Origin of the sequence: Nocardia sp. NPDC056952 (genome assembly GCF_042674185.1) — a bacterium.
Lineage (GTDB): Bacteria > Actinomycetota > Actinomycetes > Mycobacteriales > Mycobacteriaceae > Nocardia.
Window position 1 is genome coordinate 148,963 of record NZ_JBHURA010000006.1, and the last position, 16,483, is coordinate 165,445.

General features: G+C 67.3%; 18 protein-coding genes. 10 read left to right on the top strand and 8 right to left on the bottom strand.

Annotated elements, in window-relative coordinates:
* Positions 1-19 precede the first annotated feature (19 nt).
* Positions 20-484: a hypothetical protein gene (locus ACFTS5_RS21800; protein WP_378633823.1), complete on the top strand. Its 465-nt coding sequence runs from the start codon at positions 20-22 to the stop codon at positions 482-484.
* A 7-nt stretch (positions 485-491) separates the two neighbouring features.
* Here the strand turns inward: ACFTS5_RS21800 and ACFTS5_RS21805 are convergent, their stop codons facing one another.
* The 5 genes from ACFTS5_RS21805 to ACFTS5_RS21825 all read right to left on the bottom strand — a co-directional run bounded on the left by ACFTS5_RS21805 (position 492) and on the right by ACFTS5_RS21825 (position 5,482).
* Entirely contained in the window at positions 492-839 is a 348-nt protein-coding gene (locus ACFTS5_RS21805) for a UBP-type zinc finger domain-containing protein (protein WP_378633825.1), read from the bottom strand.
* On the bottom strand, positions 832-2,304 hold the full coding sequence (locus ACFTS5_RS21810) for an ATP-binding protein (RefSeq protein WP_378633828.1): 1,473 nt from the start codon (positions 2,302-2,304) through the stop codon (positions 832-834). Before ACFTS5_RS21810 ends, ACFTS5_RS21805 begins: the two co-directional genes overlap by 8 nt.
* 70 nt (positions 2,305-2,374) lie before the next feature.
* Positions 2,375-4,042 carry an FAD-dependent oxidoreductase gene (locus tag ACFTS5_RS21815; RefSeq protein WP_378633831.1) on the bottom strand — a complete coding sequence of 556 codons (1,668 nt, stop codon included), beginning with the start codon at positions 4,040-4,042 and terminating at the stop codon, positions 2,375-2,377.
* Between the two features lie 33 nt (positions 4,043-4,075).
* Positions 4,076-4,267, bottom strand: a complete 192-nt coding sequence (locus ACFTS5_RS21820; protein ID WP_378633833.1) for a hypothetical protein — start codon at positions 4,265-4,267, stop codon at positions 4,076-4,078.
* A gap of 189 nt (positions 4,268-4,456) precedes the next feature.
* Entirely contained in the window at positions 4,457-5,482 is a 1,026-nt protein-coding gene (locus tag ACFTS5_RS21825; protein ID WP_378633836.1) for a beta-ketoacyl-ACP synthase III, read from the bottom strand.
* 233 nt (positions 5,483-5,715) lie between these two features.
* Between ACFTS5_RS21825 and ACFTS5_RS21830 the strand changes: the two genes are divergently transcribed.
* From ACFTS5_RS21830 to ACFTS5_RS21850, 5 genes are all read left to right on the top strand, one after another.
* Positions 5,716-5,988: a GlsB/YeaQ/YmgE family stress response membrane protein gene (locus tag ACFTS5_RS21830; RefSeq protein ID WP_101465422.1), complete on the top strand. Its 273-nt coding sequence runs from the start codon at positions 5,716-5,718 to the stop codon at positions 5,986-5,988.
* A gap of 70 nt (positions 5,989-6,058) precedes the next feature.
* Positions 6,059-6,772: a phosphatidylserine decarboxylase gene (locus ACFTS5_RS21835; RefSeq protein WP_378633839.1), complete on the top strand. Its 714-nt coding sequence runs from the start codon at positions 6,059-6,061 to the stop codon at positions 6,770-6,772.
* Positions 6,769-7,650, top strand: a complete 882-nt coding sequence (locus tag ACFTS5_RS21840) for a CDP-alcohol phosphatidyltransferase family protein (RefSeq protein WP_378633841.1) — start codon at positions 6,769-6,771, stop codon at positions 7,648-7,650. Before ACFTS5_RS21835 ends, ACFTS5_RS21840 begins: the two co-directional genes overlap by 4 nt.
* Positions 7,651-7,685: 35 nt before the next feature.
* Complete coding sequence (locus ACFTS5_RS21845; protein ID WP_378633844.1) at positions 7,686-8,603, top strand: RNA polymerase sigma-70 factor; 918 nt, start codon at positions 7,686-7,688, stop codon at positions 8,601-8,603.
* A gap of 84 nt (positions 8,604-8,687) precedes the next feature.
* A complete protein-coding gene (locus tag ACFTS5_RS21850; protein WP_378633846.1) occupies positions 8,688-9,770 on the top strand; it encodes an NAD(P)/FAD-dependent oxidoreductase in 1,083 nt (360 codons plus the stop codon).
* On the opposite strand, the gene ACFTS5_RS21855 is transcribed toward ACFTS5_RS21850, so the two are convergent.
* Positions 9,751-11,010, bottom strand: a complete 1,260-nt coding sequence (locus ACFTS5_RS21855) for a hypothetical protein (protein ID WP_378633849.1) — start codon at positions 11,008-11,010, stop codon at positions 9,751-9,753. The genes ACFTS5_RS21850 and ACFTS5_RS21855 overlap by 20 nt on opposite strands.
* Before the next feature lie 72 nt (positions 11,011-11,082).
* On the opposite strand from ACFTS5_RS21855, the gene ACFTS5_RS21860 reads away from it, so the two are divergent.
* The 4 genes from ACFTS5_RS21860 (at position 11,083) to ACFTS5_RS21875 (ending at position 14,508) form a co-directional block, all read left to right on the top strand.
* A complete protein-coding gene (locus ACFTS5_RS21860) occupies positions 11,083-11,814 on the top strand; it encodes a Clp protease N-terminal domain-containing protein (protein ID WP_378633852.1) in 732 nt (243 codons plus the stop codon).
* Between the two features lie 241 nt (positions 11,815-12,055).
* Complete coding sequence (gene groL, locus ACFTS5_RS21865; RefSeq protein ID WP_056816261.1) at positions 12,056-13,684, top strand: chaperonin GroEL; 1,629 nt, start codon at positions 12,056-12,058, stop codon at positions 13,682-13,684.
* Between the two features lie 138 nt (positions 13,685-13,822).
* Positions 13,823-14,173: a hypothetical protein gene (locus tag ACFTS5_RS21870; RefSeq protein WP_378633855.1), complete on the top strand. Its 351-nt coding sequence runs from the start codon at positions 13,823-13,825 to the stop codon at positions 14,171-14,173.
* Positions 14,167-14,508: a type II toxin-antitoxin system PemK/MazF family toxin gene (locus ACFTS5_RS21875; RefSeq protein WP_378633857.1), complete on the top strand. Its 342-nt coding sequence runs from the start codon at positions 14,167-14,169 to the stop codon at positions 14,506-14,508. Before ACFTS5_RS21870 ends, ACFTS5_RS21875 begins: the two co-directional genes overlap by 7 nt.
* A 357-nt stretch (positions 14,509-14,865) precedes the next feature.
* On the opposite strand, the gene ACFTS5_RS21880 is transcribed toward ACFTS5_RS21875, so the two are convergent.
* Positions 14,866-15,666, bottom strand: a complete 801-nt coding sequence (locus ACFTS5_RS21880; protein ID WP_378633860.1) for a DUF6585 family protein — start codon at positions 15,664-15,666, stop codon at positions 14,866-14,868.
* Positions 15,667-15,772: 106 nt separating this feature from the next.
* The gene (locus tag ACFTS5_RS21885) at positions 15,773-16,459 is read right to left on the bottom strand and encodes a ZIP family metal transporter (RefSeq protein WP_378633862.1); all 687 of its coding nucleotides are present in this window, start codon (positions 16,457-16,459) and stop codon (positions 15,773-15,775) included.
* Positions 16,460-16,483 lie beyond the last annotated feature (24 nt).

Below are 16,483 nucleotides of genomic sequence, written 5' to 3' on the forward strand. Positions count from 1 at the left end.
GCGGGCCATTCTGGCGGACATGACGAACTATCGCCGCCAGTCGGTACGCTGCACCGGACGCGCCGGAGGTGCCGGCGCCGCGATCTACCGGGGAAAGCAGCAGATGAACCGAATCTCCCTCGCCGTTCTGGCCGCCGGGGCTCTGACCCTGACCTTGGTCGGGTGCGGGTCCGACGACTCCGCTGATGCGAGCGGGCTGCGCAAGGGCACGCCGAGCTCCAGCGCGCCCGCCGCCACCACCAAGGCGCCCACGTCGAGCGCGGCGCCGACACCGGCCGCGGCGGGCGCCGACATCACCTGCGCGCAGTTCACCTCACTCGATTCCGACGGCGAGAAGAAGGCGATCGATCAGGTCCTCGCGGCACACCCCGGCGGGCCGTTCGAGGGCAGCCCCAACGTGGCGCTCAGCACCGTGAAGCTGGTCTGCCTCGTGCCGGCCAATGCCGACAAGCCGGTAGCCGACGCCGCCGGGATGAAGCCCTAGTCCTGGCTCAGCCCAGCAGCGATTGCCAGTTCGCGGGCACCCGCGCGGCCGGTCCGGGGACGGATTGATCAGTGGGATGACTGGTCGGCGCGGCGAGCTCGGGACCATCGCTGTACATCTCGCCGCTGGCGAAGTTGTAGAACCAGTCCTCGCCCGGCTCGTAGCTCTGCATGAACGGGTGCGCGGTGGCCTCGAAATGCTTCGTCGCGTGCTTGCTGGGAGAGCTGTCGCAGCAGCCGACGTGCCCGCATTCGGCACAGCGGCGCAGATGTACCCACCAGCCGCCGCTCGCGTCGCATTCGACGCAACCGGCGCCACTGGGCGGCACGCTCGGATCGATCCCCGCTTCAGCCATCCTGACCTCCTATAGTAGGTGTGCTGACATCCTCCGCCGCCGGGTGCAGCGGCAGGCGGACGATGAACCGCGTGTTGCCGGGTTCCGATTCCACCCGGATGTCACCGTTGTGCTTGTTCGCCACGATCCGGAACGAGATGTCGAGGCCGAGACCGGTACCGTCGCCGACCGGTTTGGTGGTGAAGAACGGCTCGAAGATCCGGCCCCGCGCCTCGGGGGGAATGCCAGGCCCGGTGTCCCCGATCTCGATGGCGGCGCAGTCGTTCTCCTTGAAGGTGCGGATCGTCAGGGTGCCCTCGCCGCCCATCGCGTAGACCGCGTTGTCGATCAGGTTGGTCCACACCTGGTTGAGTTCGGCGGCGAAGCAGGGGATCGGCGGCAGCGCGCGGTCGTAGTCCTTCACCACGCGGATGCCGTCACCGAGTTTGCGGTTGAGCATCACCAGGGTGGAATCGAGCAGTTCGTGCAGGTCGACGACCTGATAGGGCGCGCGATCCATCTGTGAGTACTGTTTGGCCGCCCCGACGAGAGTGGAGATGCGGGTGGTCGAGTCGAAGATCTCGTTCATCAGCAACTCGGTCTCGATGGTGTAGTTCAGCCAGCGCACGGCCCCTTCGAACACCGGCGCCTGGCAGGCTTCCAGGGTCGCGTGCACGCCCTCCAGCCAGTCGGTGTCCAGGCCCGCCTGCACGAAGGTCGGCGCCAGATTCCAGCCGTCGGCGATGCCGCGCTCTTCGAACCAGTCGGCGAGCGCGTCCTCCCGGTCGGCCGCTTCCAGTGGGCTGAGATCGGGCGCCTTCGCGACCTGATCGGCGGCCTGCTCCTGCATCTCGACGAGCTTGACCAGCGCGTCGGCCGGGAACTTGCCCTCGGCCATCATCTTCAGCTTGTGCCGCATCCCGGCGACGCGTTCGCGCAGGCCGGAGGTGGCGCGCACCGCGGCGGCGGCGGGATTGTTGAGTTCGTGGGTGAGCCCGGCCGACAGCGATCCCAGGGCGAGCAGCCGTTCGCGTTCGGCGATCCGCTGGTTCGACTTCTGCCCGCCGAAGAACGCGCCCTCGAGCAGGTGCACGGCCATCGGGAACCACTCGTGCATGATCCGGGAGAAATCGGCCGCGTCCATGACCAGGAACCGGGAGCGGCGCAGCACGTACATCGAGCCGTTGTAGTCCTGGTTCGTCCGATCACCCAGGTAGGCCATCCAGGCGCCCGCGTACACCCCGCGATGGTCGGTGCGGTTGATCTCGATCTCCACACCGCCGGACAGCTTGGTCAGCCGGACCTCGCCGTCGATCAGCACGTAGAAGCAGGTGGCGGGTTCGCCCTCGCGGAACACCGGGCCCGGTTCGACGTACTCGATGCGCCCGATAGCGCACAGTTCGGCGAGCTGGGAGTCGTCGAGCTTCTCGAACAGGAACAGAGTGCGCAGTTCTTCCGGATCGCAGATCATCAGGTCCTCACTCATGCTGTCTCCGTGGACACGATCGGGCGGCCTGCGTGGTTACGCTCCGCTACCGCCTCCGGCCGCTGACCTCTCATGCCAGGTACCGGTGGACGAGCATGACCGCCATCGCGCCCTCGCCGACCGCCGAGGCGACCCGCTTGGCGGATTCGGCGTGCACATCGCCCGCCACGAACACGCCGGGGACGCTGGTCTCGAGGTGTTGCGGTGGGCGCGGCAGTTCCCAGCCGGGTGGTCGCGCGCCGTCGACCATCAGGTCTGGCCCGGCCAGCACGTATCCGGCGGCGTCACGGGTGACGACGCCGTCGAGCCAGCCGGTCTGCGGCGCGGCGCCGATGAACAGGAACAGCCGTTGCGCGTCGACCTTGTCTTCGGTGCCGGTGCTGTTGTCGCGCAGAACGATGCGTTCCAGGTGGGTGTCGCCGTCGACGCCGACCACCTCGGTCTCGGTGTGTACGACGATGTTGGGGATGGCCGCGATCTGCCGGACGAGATAGTGCGACATCGACTTGTCCAGCGAGTCGCCCCGGACGACCAGGTGCACGCGACGGGCGTTGCGGGACAGGAACACCGCCGCCTGTCCGGCGGAATTGGCCCCGCCGACGATGTAGACCTCCTGCTCGGCACACTCGGCCGCCTCGGTCATCGCCGAACCGTAATACACACCGCGCCCGGTGAATTCGTCCACACCCGGTGCCGGATGACGTCGATAGTCCACGCCCGTAGCGATCAGAACCGTATGCGCGCACAGCTTTCCGCCATCGGCGAATCGCACGGTGCGCGCCGACCCGTTGATCTCGAGCGCGACCACATCGCGAGTGGTGATGATCTCCGCGCCGAATTTCGCCGCCTGCCGCCGCGCCCGATCCGCCAGCTGTGACCCCGAGACCCCGTCGGGAAATCCGAGATAGTTCTCGATCCGCGAGCTCTGCCCCGCCTGTCCGCCGGTGGCCGTGCGCTCGACCAGCACCGTGCGCAAGCCCTCCGACGCACCGTAGACCGCCGCGCCGAGTCCGGCGGGTCCGCCGCCGACCACGATCAGATCGTAGAAGTCCCCGCTGGGTTCGACGGTGAGCCCGACGTTTTCGGCGAGCTCGCTGTCGGTCGGCTGGATCAGCGCGGTGCCCGCGGCCGTGATCACCACCGGACAGGCCGCCGGATCGGCGCCTGCCGCCTCCAGCAACCGGGTGCCCTCCGGCTCGTCGACCGGGTACCACCGATACGGCAACTGATTGCGCGCCAAGAACTCTCGCACCTGCGACGACCGCGGCGACCATCGATCGCCGACGACCTTGGTCTCGTACACGGGCCGCTGCTCGGCGCTGCGCCACACCTCGAGCAACCCGTCGATCACCGGGTACAGCTTCTCCTCCGGCGGGTCCCACGGCTTGAGCAGATAGTGGTCGAGATCGATGACATTGATCGCGTCGATCGCGGCATCGGTGTCGGCGTAGGCGGTGAGCAGCACCCGGCGTGCGTAAGGGTGCAGATCCATCGCCTGCTCGAGGAATTCGATCCCGTCCATGCCGGGCATCCGGTAATCGGCGATCAGCACCGCCACGGGCTGCCCGCGCAGTTTCATCTCCCGCAGCGCCTCGAGTGCCTGCGGTCCCGATTCGGCCCGCAGAATCCGGTAATCGGCGCCGTAGCGGCGGCGCAGGTCCCGCACCACGGCGCGCGATACGCCGGGATCGTCGTCAACGCTCAGAATGGCCGGTTTGGTTACCGAGGGAGTGCTCACCCGATCGAGTATCCCCCTGCTGCGAGGTAGCGGTCAGAGCTGGTGGTGGAGGACCAGGTCGAGTTCGGTAGGAGTGAGGAGGCGTTCGAGGCGTTCCTCGCGTTTGAGACGGGTGCCGCGGGGCACGAACGCGCTGGGGAGCGCGAAGGCGTCGTCCGGTCCGATGCTCGGCAGGAGCGGGACCTCGTTGATGTGCCTGCGTGGCAGGAGTGAGCGCAGTTTCACGGCCGATCACCTCGGGTTGACGACGGGAACGCTGGAGGCTGAGCTTCGTCGATCAGCAAACGTCGGTAGCGAAAAGTTTGCCAGCATGTCCGAGTTGGTGCAAGCGGGACAAGGTGGACACGGCGAGCCAACCGGTCGGTGGCCTGCTGCGGCGCAGGCCACCCCGGTTTTGTGGGATTTGCTGATCAGCTATTTCCAGGCGGGCATGGTGACAACCTGTGCCGCATAGGACAGCCCGGCGCCGAAGGCGATCAGCAGCGCGGTGTCGCCCGGCTTCGATTCGCCCTTGCGCAACAGCGCCTCCATCGCGAGGGGGACCGATGCTGCCGAGGTGTTGCCGGAATCCTCGATGTCGTTGGCGAGCGCGCAGTGCTCCGGTAGCTCGAGCACCCTGGCCATGATCTCGATGATCCGGCCGTTGGCCTGGTGCGGGATCATCGCGTCGAGGTCGCCGGTGGTCAGGCCCGCGCGGTCGATCGCGTCGCGGCACACCTTCTCCAGCGAGTGCGCGGCCCAGCGGAACACCGCGGTGCCCTCCATCGTGAGGTAGGGGCGCACCGCGTCGGTGCCCTTCTCCTCGATCTCGTCGAAGAACTCCACCCAGTCCTTGGTCTGGCCGATGGCATGGTGCTGAGTGCCGTCCGATCCCCAGACGGTCGGGCCGATGCCCTGTTCGGCGGACGGGCCGACGATGACCGCGCCCGCGCCGTCGGCGAACAGGAAGGCCGTCGCGCGGTCGGTGAAGTCGATGGTCACGCTGAGTTTTTCGACGCCGATCACCAGCACGTGTTTCGAGGTCCCCGTGCGGACGAAGTCGGATGCCATGCCCAGCGCGTGACAGAACCCGGCGCAGCCCGCCGAGATGTCGAAGGCGGCCGAGCCGGTCATGCCGAGCTCGGTGGCGATGCGCGGGCCGATTGCCGGGGTGAGCACCAGATGCGTCGACGTCGCCACGATGACGCAGTCGATCTGGTCGACCTGCACCCCGGCGGCGGCGATCGCGTCGCGCGCGGCGGCGACGCTCATGGACTGGATGGTTTCCTCATCCGAGGCGAAGCGTCTGGTGTTGATTCCCGACCGGGTGCGGATCCACTCGTCGCTGGAGTCGATCGGCCCCGCTACCTCGTCGTTGGTGACCACCCGAGCCGGGCGGTAGACGCCCAATCCGAGGATCGCGGTGTGCTCAGTACCCGTCGTCTGGGCGATTCGAGCCATTGTGCGTCTCCTATGTACCTGTCAACCTGCGGCAGCACCGCTGGGTGTACCCGAAGCATCGAAATCTGTCCCTCATCGCCCGTGACCCGTACGTGGACACCATGTGAACGCTCAGACATGAGGCTTCCTCATATTAGCGCCTCATGATCAGAGTGTCGATTGTCACAGCGCAGCCGGGGGTATCTTGGTGACAAGGCGATTGCTCGCCGACCCTTCGAGGGATCGAGGACAGCATGCTCGGACTCGGCATCATCAGTTGGATCATCATCGGCGGTCTGGCCGGTTGGATCGCGAGCAAGTTCATGAAGACCGACGCACAGCAGGGCATCCTGCTCAATATCGTCGTCGGAATCATCGGCGGGCTGCTCGGCGGCTTCGTGCTGAGTCTGTTCGGCGTCGATGTCGAAGGCGCGGGCTGGATCTTCAGCTTCATCACCTGTCTGGTGGGCGCCTGCGTTTTGCTGTACCTGGTGAAGCTGTTCACCGGGCGTAAATCGGTCCACTGACCACAGGTGCTTGCCCCGGGCTTCCCGTAAGGTGTGATCGCTTGTAGTCATCACACGAAAGAGGGAGCCCGTGGCACGCCGCCCCACCCCGCCCGGCACGCCCGATACCACCGGCGTCGGACATGTCGTCGACTTGGTGCGGGCCGCTGTACCCCCACTACATCCCGTCGGACTGCCGTTCGTAGCGGTGCCGTTGGCGGTGGCGGTGATCGGCGGACGCAACAAATGGGTGCGCCGGGCCGGTCTGGCCTCGGCCGCCGCCTGCGCCGCCTTCTTCCGGCACCCGCATCGCGTGCCGCCGAACCGGGCGGGCATCGTGGTCGCGCCCGCCGACGGTGAAGTGGCGCTGGTCGACACCGCGGTGCCGCCCGTCGAGCTCGGACTCGGCGATCAGCCGTTGCCGCGCGTGAGCATCTTCCTGTCGGTGCTCGATGTGCACGTGCAGCGCGTTCCGGTGTCCGGCACCGTGCGCGAGGTCCTGCATCAGCCGGGCAAGTTCCTCTCGGCCGATCTGCCGGAGGCCTCCGACGCCAACGAGCGCAACAGCATGGTCATCGACACCGCCGACGGTAAGCAGGTCGTCGTGGTGCAGATCGCCGGACTGCTGGCTCGGCGCATCGTCTGCGATGCGCGCGTCGGTGACCTGCTCACCATCGGTGACACCTACGGCCTGATCCGGTTCGGGTCTCGCGTCGACACGTACTTCCCGGTCGGCACCGAACTGCTGGTGGCCCCCGGGCAGCGCACGATCGGGGCCGAAACAGTCCTGGCTGTGCTGGGATGATCGAACAGGCTCGCACAGCACCGCGCAAACGGCCCCGCTCGGTGCGATTGCTGCCGAGCGTCGTCACCATTCTCGCGCTGTGCGCCGGCCTGTCGGCAGTGAAGTTCGGGCTCGACGGTGAACTCGGGATCGCGCTGGCGATGGTCGGTGCCGCCGCCGTGCTCGACACGCTCGACGGGCGGCTCGCGCGCATGCTCGACGCCACCAGCAAGATGGGCGCCGAACTCGATTCGCTCTCGGACGCGATCTCGTTCGGCGTCGCGCCCGCGCTGGTCATCTACGTGACCCTGCTCGACGGCAACAGTGCGGGCTGGATCGTCGCGCTGCTGTTCGCGGTGAGCCTGGTCTTGCGCCTTGCCCGCTTCAACACCCTGCTCGACGACGATTCCCGGCCCAATTGGGCGCGTGAGTACTTCGTCGGTGTCCCCGCGCCCGCCGGAGCGCTGATCGCGCTGGTGCCGATCGCCCTGAAGGTGCAGTTCGGCGACGGCTGGTGGGACGGGTTCGCCTTCGTCGCCGCCTGGACGGTCTTCGCCGCGCTGCTGTGCGTGAGCACCATCCCCACCCTGGCGATGAAGTCGGTGTCGGTCGCTCCGCAGGCCGCGGCCGGGCTGCTGGTGCTCACCGCGCTGGCTGCCGCGCTGCTGGTCACGTACCCGATCGTGCTGCTGCTGATCTTGGTCGCGCTCTATCTCGCGCACATTCCGTTCGCCTGGCGGTCGGCCCGCTGGGTGGCCGCCCGTCCGGAGACCTGGCAGCACAAGCCGGCTGAGCGGCGGGCACAACGGCGGGCGCAGCGACGGATGCCCGCGATCCGCCGACCGGCGATCCGTGGATCGGCGCGCCTGCGCCTGCGTCGCCCGCGCAACGACGACTGACCAGGCATACGACCCTCGCGACTGGACGTTTCGACATGGAGCCATCAACACCACCTCTTCCGCCCGAGGACTCCGCGGCGCCGGCCGCCGATATCACCGAGTTCATGGAGCATCGGCCGCGGCTGTTCTCGCTGGCATATCGCATGTTCGGTGCGGCGAGTGAGGCCGAGGACGTCGTGCAGGAGGTCTATCTGCGGTGGGCGCTGGCCGACCGCGCCGAGATCGCCAATATCGAAGCGTGGTTGACGACCGTCACCGTGAATCTGTGTCGCACCCAGCTCGTTTCGGCTCGGGCCCGGCGCGAGACCTATGTCGGGCAGTGGCTGCCGGAGCCGGTACCGACCGGCGGCGGCGCGCTCGGCCCGCTGAGGACCGTCGAGGAACGCGAATCGGTATCGCTGGCGGTGCTCACCGCGATGGAACGGCTCAGCCCGATCGAACGCGCCGTGTTCGTGCTGCGCGAGGCGTTCGGCTACTCCCATGCCGAGATCGCGGAGATGCTCGATCTCACCGTGGCCAACACCCAGCAGATATTCCATCGGGCCGGTCAGCGGGTGCGCACCGGTAAGCAGCGCTTCGTGGTGTCGGCCGAGCACGCGCGCACGATGATCGAGAAGTTCTTGCAAGCGGCCTCTACCGGCGATGTGGACGGTCTGCGCGAACTGCTCGCCGACGACGTCGTGTCGGTCGCCGATGGCGGCGGCCGGGTGGTCGCGGCCAAGATCCCGGTGGTCGGTGGCGATGTGGTCGCGCGCTACCTGTCCAACCTGCGGCGTTTCCTCAGCCCCACGTCGCGGTTCGAATTCACCGAGATCAACGGCGACGTGGGCCTGATCCTGATCCAGGACGAGATTCCGGCCGGTGTACTCGTATTCGACTTCGACGAAGCGGGCTCGATCGCAGCGGTCCGCACGGTCGTGAACCCGATTAAACTGGGCGCCGTAACCGTGTGATCCAGATCACTTCAAGAACCTGTCAGGAACTCGGGGGCTGATCGGTCTGGTGTGTGTAGGCATTTCGAGAGAAGGAGCCACACCATGACCGGTCAGCATCGGATCGTCGTCCTCGGCGCCGGGTACGCGGGACTCACCGCGGCCCGCGCCCTCGCGAAGAAGACTCGCGACACCCAGATCACCGTCGTGGACGGCCGCGCCGAATTCGTGCAGCGGGTGCGTCTGCACCAGGCCGCCGCCGGTCAGCCGGTCAAGCGGCTCGACCTGCGGAAGTCGCTGGGACGCAAGGGTATCGAATTCCTTCAGGCGCGGGTCACCGACCTGGACCCGGATCGCAAGATCGTCGCCCTGGACGGCGAGTGGACGTTGCACTACGACACCCTCGTCTACGCGCTCGGCAGCCAGGCCGACCGCGACGCCGTGCCCGGGGCGGCCGAGCACGCGAAGTTCGTCGCCACCGCCGAGGACCTGACGGAACTGTCGGGTCAGATCGTCATCGTCGGCTCGGGCCCGACCGGCATCGAACTGGCCACTGAACTCGCTGAGTCGCAGCCGGATTCGCGGATCAGCCTGCTCGGTACCGAGGATCCGGGTGCGTGGCTCTCGCCGCGCGCGCACGAGGCGATCCGTGCCGCGCTCACCCGTCTCGGCGTCGAAATCCGTTCCGGCGTCAAGGTGGTCGAGGTGCTGCCCGATGCCGTCCGGCTCGCCGACGGCACCCTGGTGCCCGCCGCCACCACCGTGTGGACCACCGGGTTCACCGTTCCCGATCTCGCTCGGCGCGCGGGTCTCGAGGTCGCGGCCGACGGTCGCATCCGCACCGACAACACGCTGCGCTCGGTGTCGCACCCCGACATCTACGCCGTCGGCGACGCCGCGCTGATGACGGGGGTGGACGGGCGCCCACTGCGGATGGCCTGCGCGACAGCGATTCCCGCCGGGCAGTACGTGGTCGGGGCGATCACAGCGCGGGCGCGGGGTCGCGAACCGGAGCCGATGGAGGGCCGCTACGTGGCGCAGTGCATCAGCCTCGGCCGCCGTGACGCGGTGCTGCAACTGGTCAAGGCCGACGACACCCCCACGAACACGGTGTTCACCGGTCGCATCGGTGTGGTGATGAAGGAACTGATCGTGCGCGGAACCGCCTTCACCGTGGGGTTGCGGTAAGTCCGATCGCATGGCGCTCGGCCCGCCCTCGCAGGAGGCGGGCCGACGTCCATGCCCATGGCGCGAGAGCGATCAGGCCGAGCAGGGCCAGCCATGGCAGCCGCCACCACCAGCGCAGGTCGTATTCGGCCATCGCCGGTGCGGCCGTGAGCGGTCGCGCTGTCGACGACCACACCACGAACGCGTCCCCGATCGGCAGCAGCCCGAACGCATAGCGTTTGGACCAGGGCAGATCGACCGGCAACCCGATCAGCTCGCCTTCCGATCCGATCGCGGCGGCCAGCGCGCCGTCACCGTTCATCCTGGCCGCTCCGACGGCGACGACGGTGGCGGACAGGCTGATCCCGGCTACCAGCGGTCCCGAGTCGACATCACCGCTGCCGTCGACGCCCTTCGGGTATTCGCGAACGGCGGGACCGAAACCGCCGGGGTGCGCGACGAATCGGTCGCGATAGCGCGCGTACTGGCTTCGCGCGAAAGTCGGGTCGATCTCCGGCAGGAACCGATGCATCACCGTCTGTGAGGTTGCTCGGGCGCCGGTCAGCATCGATCCGTCGGTCGGTGAAACCTGATGCGGCAGTAGCCCGGTGGCGGGGTCGAGGCGGGTCTCGGCCTGCTCGAGCCAGCGATCGATCACCCCGGTGTACTGCGCCCCGAACAGCGTGTCGTGCAGGCGAAGTGAAGCCACCGCGACGGTCGAATCGACCGGCCACGCCTGACCTCGATAAGCCTGGAGAAACGGTGTGCCGGCCGCGGAGAACGCCTGTGCGATCTCGGCGCTGTGTGTGGAGAACTGCTGCACCGCAGCAGTATCGGAGTGATCGAGCGACAGGATCGCGCCTCGCAACCAGTTGGTCCACCCGGCCCAGAACACTCCGTACGCGGGCTGCAACCCGGGACTGAAAACCGCACGGCCCTCGTCGGATTCCGTTCTGGCCAGCGCCCATCGTGCTTCGCGTAGCGCGTCCTCGCGCAGTCCCGGATCGGTGTGCGCGGCCTGTACCCAGGCGAGACCGTAGAGCACGTTCGAGAAGACGTATCCCTCCGGAAACAGTTGCTGCGCAGCGGTATCCGAGCCGCCGTCGAGCGCATCACGTACGAAGGCCAACTGGCGTGCGGTCGATCCGGGTTGCTCGTCCAGCCCCGGCTGTGGCCACAGCAGTCGCCCGGCCCCGATCAGGCACGCCGCCGTCACGATGATCCCCACCACGCGCGGCGCCCAGCGCCGAATTCTCCCCATGGCGACACTCTGCCAGGAATTTGCCGTCAACCAATCGTTGACGACCCAGCATCGTCAACCTATGGTTGACGCATGAGCACTCCGAACTTTCGCCTCGACGACCTCATCGACGGCATCAAGAAGGCCCGCCCCGACAACGTCCTCGACCAACTCTCCGACGCGGTGGTCGCCGCCAATCACCTCGGCGAGACCGCCGACCACCTGATCGGCCACTTCGTCGACCAGGCCCGCCGTTCCGGCGCCTCCTGGACCGACATCGGCGCCAGCATGGGCGTCAGCAAGCAGGCTGTGCAGAAACGATTCGTGCCCAAGGGGCCGAGCGACACAGCCGCCATGGACCCGCAGGCAGGCTTCGCCAAGTTCACCGACCGGGCCCGGCAGGTGGTCGTCGGCTCGCAGGAGGCGGCCCGCGCCTCGGGGAGCGGCCAGATCGCGCTCGGGCATCTGATCCTCGGCCTGATCGGCCAGTCGGAAGGTCTGGCCGCCAAGGAGATCGTCGCCAGGGGTGTCTCGCTGGACGCCGTGCGCGATGCCGCGACCGCCTCGCTGCCCGCCGCCGACGGTGACGTGCCCGCGCTCATCCCGTTCGACGGCGACACGAAGAAGGTCCTCGAGCTCACCTTTCGCGAGGCGCTGCGGCTCGGTCACAACTACATCGGCACCGAGCACATCCTGCTGGCCCTGCTGGAACAGGAGAACGGTGCGGGCGTACTCAGCGGTCTGGGCCTTGACAAGGCCGTCGTAGAGGCCGAGCTCGTCGAGCTGCTGAATCAGTTCCTGGCTTCGGTGCAGGACGAGACCTGAGAACGCGGGGCGCGCCCGGTGTGTCCACCGCGCTGGGCGCGACCTTGCACTCTCACCACCTGAGTGCTAAAAATGGCTTGGCACTCGTGACTGTTGAGTGCCAGGTCGGGACGGTGAGATCGGGTTCCATCGACACCCTCGGTCGTCCGTCGCGGGCACCTCCTGGCCAGCGTACTTTGGGGCGATCCAACCTGTGGTCGTCTCGTGTGTCAGCCATAGACATGTGGAGGATCTCAACGCAATGGCCAAGACAATTGCGTACGACGAAGAGGCCCGTCGCGGTCTCGAGCGGGGTCTGAACGCCCTCGCCGACGCTGTCAAGGTGACGCTGGGCCCGAAGGGTCGCAACGTCGTACTCGAGAAGAAGTGGGGCGCCCCCACGATCACCAACGATGGTGTGTCCATCGCCAAGGAGATCGACCTCGAGGACCCGTACGAGAAGATCGGCGCCGAGCTGGTCAAGGAAGTCGCCAAGAAGACGGACGACGTCGCGGGCGACGGTACGACCACCGCCACCGTGCTCGCCCAGGCGCTCGTGCGTGAAGGTCTGCGCAACGTCGCGGCCGGCGCGAACCCGCTCGGCCTGAAGCGTGGCATCGAGAAGGCCGTCGAGGCCGTCACCGCCAAGCTGCTCGACACCGCCAAGGAGATCGACACCAAGGAGCAGATCGCTGCTACCGCTGGTATCTCCGCGGGCGACCCGGCCATCGGCCAGCTCATCGCCGAGGCGATGGACAAGGTCGGCAAGGAAGGTGTCATCACCGTCGAGGAGAGCAACACCTTCGGGCTCCAGCTGGAGCTCACCGAGGGCATGCGCTTCGACAAGGGCTACATCTCCGGTTACTTCGTGACCGACCCCGAGCGTCAGGAAGCGGTCCTCGAGGATCCGTACATCCTGCTCGTCTCGTCCAAGATCTCGACGGTCAAGGACCTGCTGCCGCTGCTGGAGAAGGTCATCCAGGCCGGCAAGCCGCTGCTGATCATCGCCGAGGACGTCGAGGGCGAAGCCCTGTCGACCTTGGTCGTGAACAAGATCCGTGGCACCTTCAAGTCTGTCGCCGTCAAGGCGCCGGGCTTCGGTGACCGTCGCAAGGCCCAGCTGGCCGATATCGCCATCCTCACCGGTGGCGAGGTCATCAGCGAAGAGGTCGGCCTCTCCCTGGAGACCGCCGGCATCGAGCTGCTCGGCACCGCGCGCAAGGTCGTCATCACCAAGGACGAGACCACCATCGTCGAGGGTGCCGGCGACGCGGAGGCCATCAAGGGCCGCGTGGCGCAGATCCGCGCCGAGATCGAGTCCTCGGATTCGGACTACGACCGTGAGAAGCTGCAGGAACGTCTGGCCAAGCTGGCCGGCGGCGTCGCGGTGATCAAGGCCGGTGCCGCCACCGAGGTCGAGCTCAAGGAGCGCAAGCACCGCATCGAAGATGCCGTGCGCAACGCCAAGGCCGCCGTCGAAGAGGGCATCGTTGCCGGTGGTGGCGTCGCGCTGCTGCAGGCCGCCCCCGCGCTCGACGGCTTCAGCGGCCTGACCGCTGACGAGGCGACCGGTGTCAACATCGTGCGCGTCGCGCTGTCGGCTCCGCTCAAGCAGATCGCCTTCAACGCGGGCCTCGAGCCCGGCGTCGTGGCCGAGAAGGTCTCCAACCTCCCCGAGGGCGAAGGCCTGAACGCCGACACCGGTGTCTACGAGAACCTGCTGGCCGCCGGCGTTGCCGACCCGGTCAAGGTCACCCGCTCGGCCCTGCAGAACGCGGCCTCCATCGCCGCGCTCTTCCTCACCACCGAGGCAGTAGTCGCCGACAAGCCGGAGAAGTCCGCCCCCGCAGGTGGCGACCCCACCGGCGGCATGGGCGGCATGGACTTCTGATCTCCTGATCAGCTGGTTCCAACGCAAGTCACGAAGGCCGGTCCACCACGGTGGGCCGGCCTTCGGCGTGTTCCGGGGCGGCTGCTCCGATTCGCAAGCGAGCTTGACCAGCGCACCAAGGCGGCCCACACTGGGTGTATGACATTTGTACGACAGGCTGGCGATGGAAACGTCGCGGCAACTCGTAAACGGAAGGTCGCCAGGAAGAAGACCAGCCGTGACGCGGCACCCTCTGCCGGTCGCCTGGCGCAGGTCAGGCTTCGAGGTGATGAAGTGCAGGCCTTGGAGGAGGTCATGCGGACTCTGCATCTCGAGTCGACATCTGATGCGCTGCGGGAAGGGCTGCGGCTCTTGGTACGGGAAGCCACGGAGGTCAGTGCAGCCGAGGAGATCCGCACGTTCTATGGGGACGGACAGGCTCCGCTGCCGGACGGCGTCATCGAGCCGAATGAATCCGAGCTCGCCGCTGCCGACGAGATGCAGTGGTGATCGCCGGTAGTGCGCTAAGGGGTGAGGTCTGGTCGTGTGCATTGGCATCGCCGATCGGCCCCCATCCGGTGGTCGTACTGACCATCAACCGGATCGCGGCACCACTGTCTGCGGTGACCGTCGCCGTCATCACTGGCACATCCGGTCCTGACGCGACCCATGTTCCGGTGGGCCCGGACTCTGGATTGACCAAATATAAAGAGTCGTACGTCAATTGCGCAGACCTGCACACCGTCGCGAAGCCGAGGCTGCGGCGCAAACTCGGCGTGCTCGCGCCGGGGGAGCTGCGGAGAGTAGAGGTTTCGATCCGCCTGATTCTCGGGCTGCAACCCTGAGTGCTCTACTTTCCATTACAGGCGTGCGTCAAGTAAGGCTCTTGCGCCGAGTTCTCATCGAGTAGACAGCGGATTCAGGATCTACTCCGCGGCTACTTCCCCAGCCTCCGGAAGTAGCGCACGCTCACTATGTCAACTTCGAACAGGTCGCTTCGCCACTCGCCCGGCCAAACCGCGAATGACCGGCTTTGGCTCGACGCCACGCATCGGGATCTACGCCCTGGGCCACTGTCCCGTCATTGTGGACTTCGATGTAGCAGACTGTCTGGCTTCGGTACGGGAAGCTATCGCCTGATGCGGCAGCGCTACGAGGCATGTGGGAATGGTAGGTGACGGACAGGCCAGCGCATATGGGCTTCAGACGACCGGAGTCAATCGCAGGCGTTCGGCCAGTTCGTTGAAGATGTAGAAGTTGGGGATGGTGCTGACGGGGGCGAGGGACATCCAGACGCCGGAGAGTTTGATGCGGATGTGGCCGCTGCGGGCGTCGATGAGCTGGATGTCTTCCCAGGACAGGGCGTCGCCGCGGAAGGTGAGGGCGTCGAGGGAGAGGGAGAGGTCGCCGAAGGGGACGGTTTCGCCGTTGTCGATGGCGGCCACCGCGGCGGGGAGCTGGGTTGCGGTGACCGCGGATTGGATGGCGCGGGCCCATTCGCGGGCGCGGGCGAAACCCTCTTCGTCGATGGTCGCTTCGACACCGCCGGGGCCCGACAGTTCCAGCAGGTAGGTGACGGGGGTGGTGTCGTGGAAGGGAATCGCGTGCTGACGCACTTCGGTGCTGTCCCACCGGAATCCGGCCACGCGCTGACCCGAGCGGTAGACGGTGACGCCCTGGTCGAACAGGTCGATGCGGGCGGCGCGGTTCTGCCGGTTGACCACCCCGCGGTGCAGTGCGAGCAGGACGGGCGCGCCGGCGATCACGAGCAGTGCCACGCCGCCCTGCCATCCGCCGACGGCCGCGACGATGATGCCGATGGTGGCGATACAGCCCGCGACGATGCCGCAGCCGCGCACGAAGGTGTCGTCGGCGGGGGTGGCGAGAAAGGTGTCACGGTGCGCGCCGAGATGCTGATACTCCGCCATCAGGTGTATCAGTTGGGTCAACGGCACCGCGTGCCGAGCATCGGCTACGTCCTCCGGCCTGTTCGGAGTGATCACTCGTCCCTCCAAGAGGCGTTTTCATCCGCGGCGAAGCGTATGCGAACCGGCGGAATATTGCCACCGGTACGGAGATGAAATTCTGGCCGCGACCGGGCGGAATGGCTCAGCCGATGGCGAAAGCGACGAAGAATCCTGCCGCGGTTGCCATTCCGACCCACCAGCCGCCTTCGCGATAGGCCTCGGGGACGAGCGAGTCGGCCAGCACCGCGATCGTGGCGCCGCCCGCGAACGCTTGGACCGCGCTGATCGCGGTCGTCGAAACCGAGTCGGCGTAAGCGTTTCCCAGCACGGTCACCGCGACGAGCACCGAGGCCGTCACCGCCCAGAGCGCGAAGGTCCGGCCCGCCTCGAACCCGTGCTGCTCGCGCATGAGGACCGCCCCGCTGACCGCTTCGGGCACATTGCCCGCCGCGATCGCGACCACCAACACCAATCCTCCTCCGCCACTGAGGGATACACCCAGTGCGAGGTTCTCCGGCACGCCGTCGAGCACCGTCCCGAGCAGCAACGCCCAGCCGATCGCGGCGGGCCCGAGTTTGTTCTCGATGAGATGGTTGGCGACCACGTACACCCCCGCACCGGCGAACAGCGCGGTGCCGGCGAGCAGCGCACCGTCGCGGTGGAAGGCGGGCGCGAAGAGCTCCTCCGATATCGCCGCGATCATCGTGCCCGCACCGAACGCCATCATCGCGGCGAGCACGGCTTTCGGCAGTGACCACCGCAGCCCCACCGCCACCCCGATCAGCAGCGGGACCGCAGTACCGAGGCCGTACAGCAGGGCGGTAGACATGCCCAGAGCCTATTCGGCCGTGCG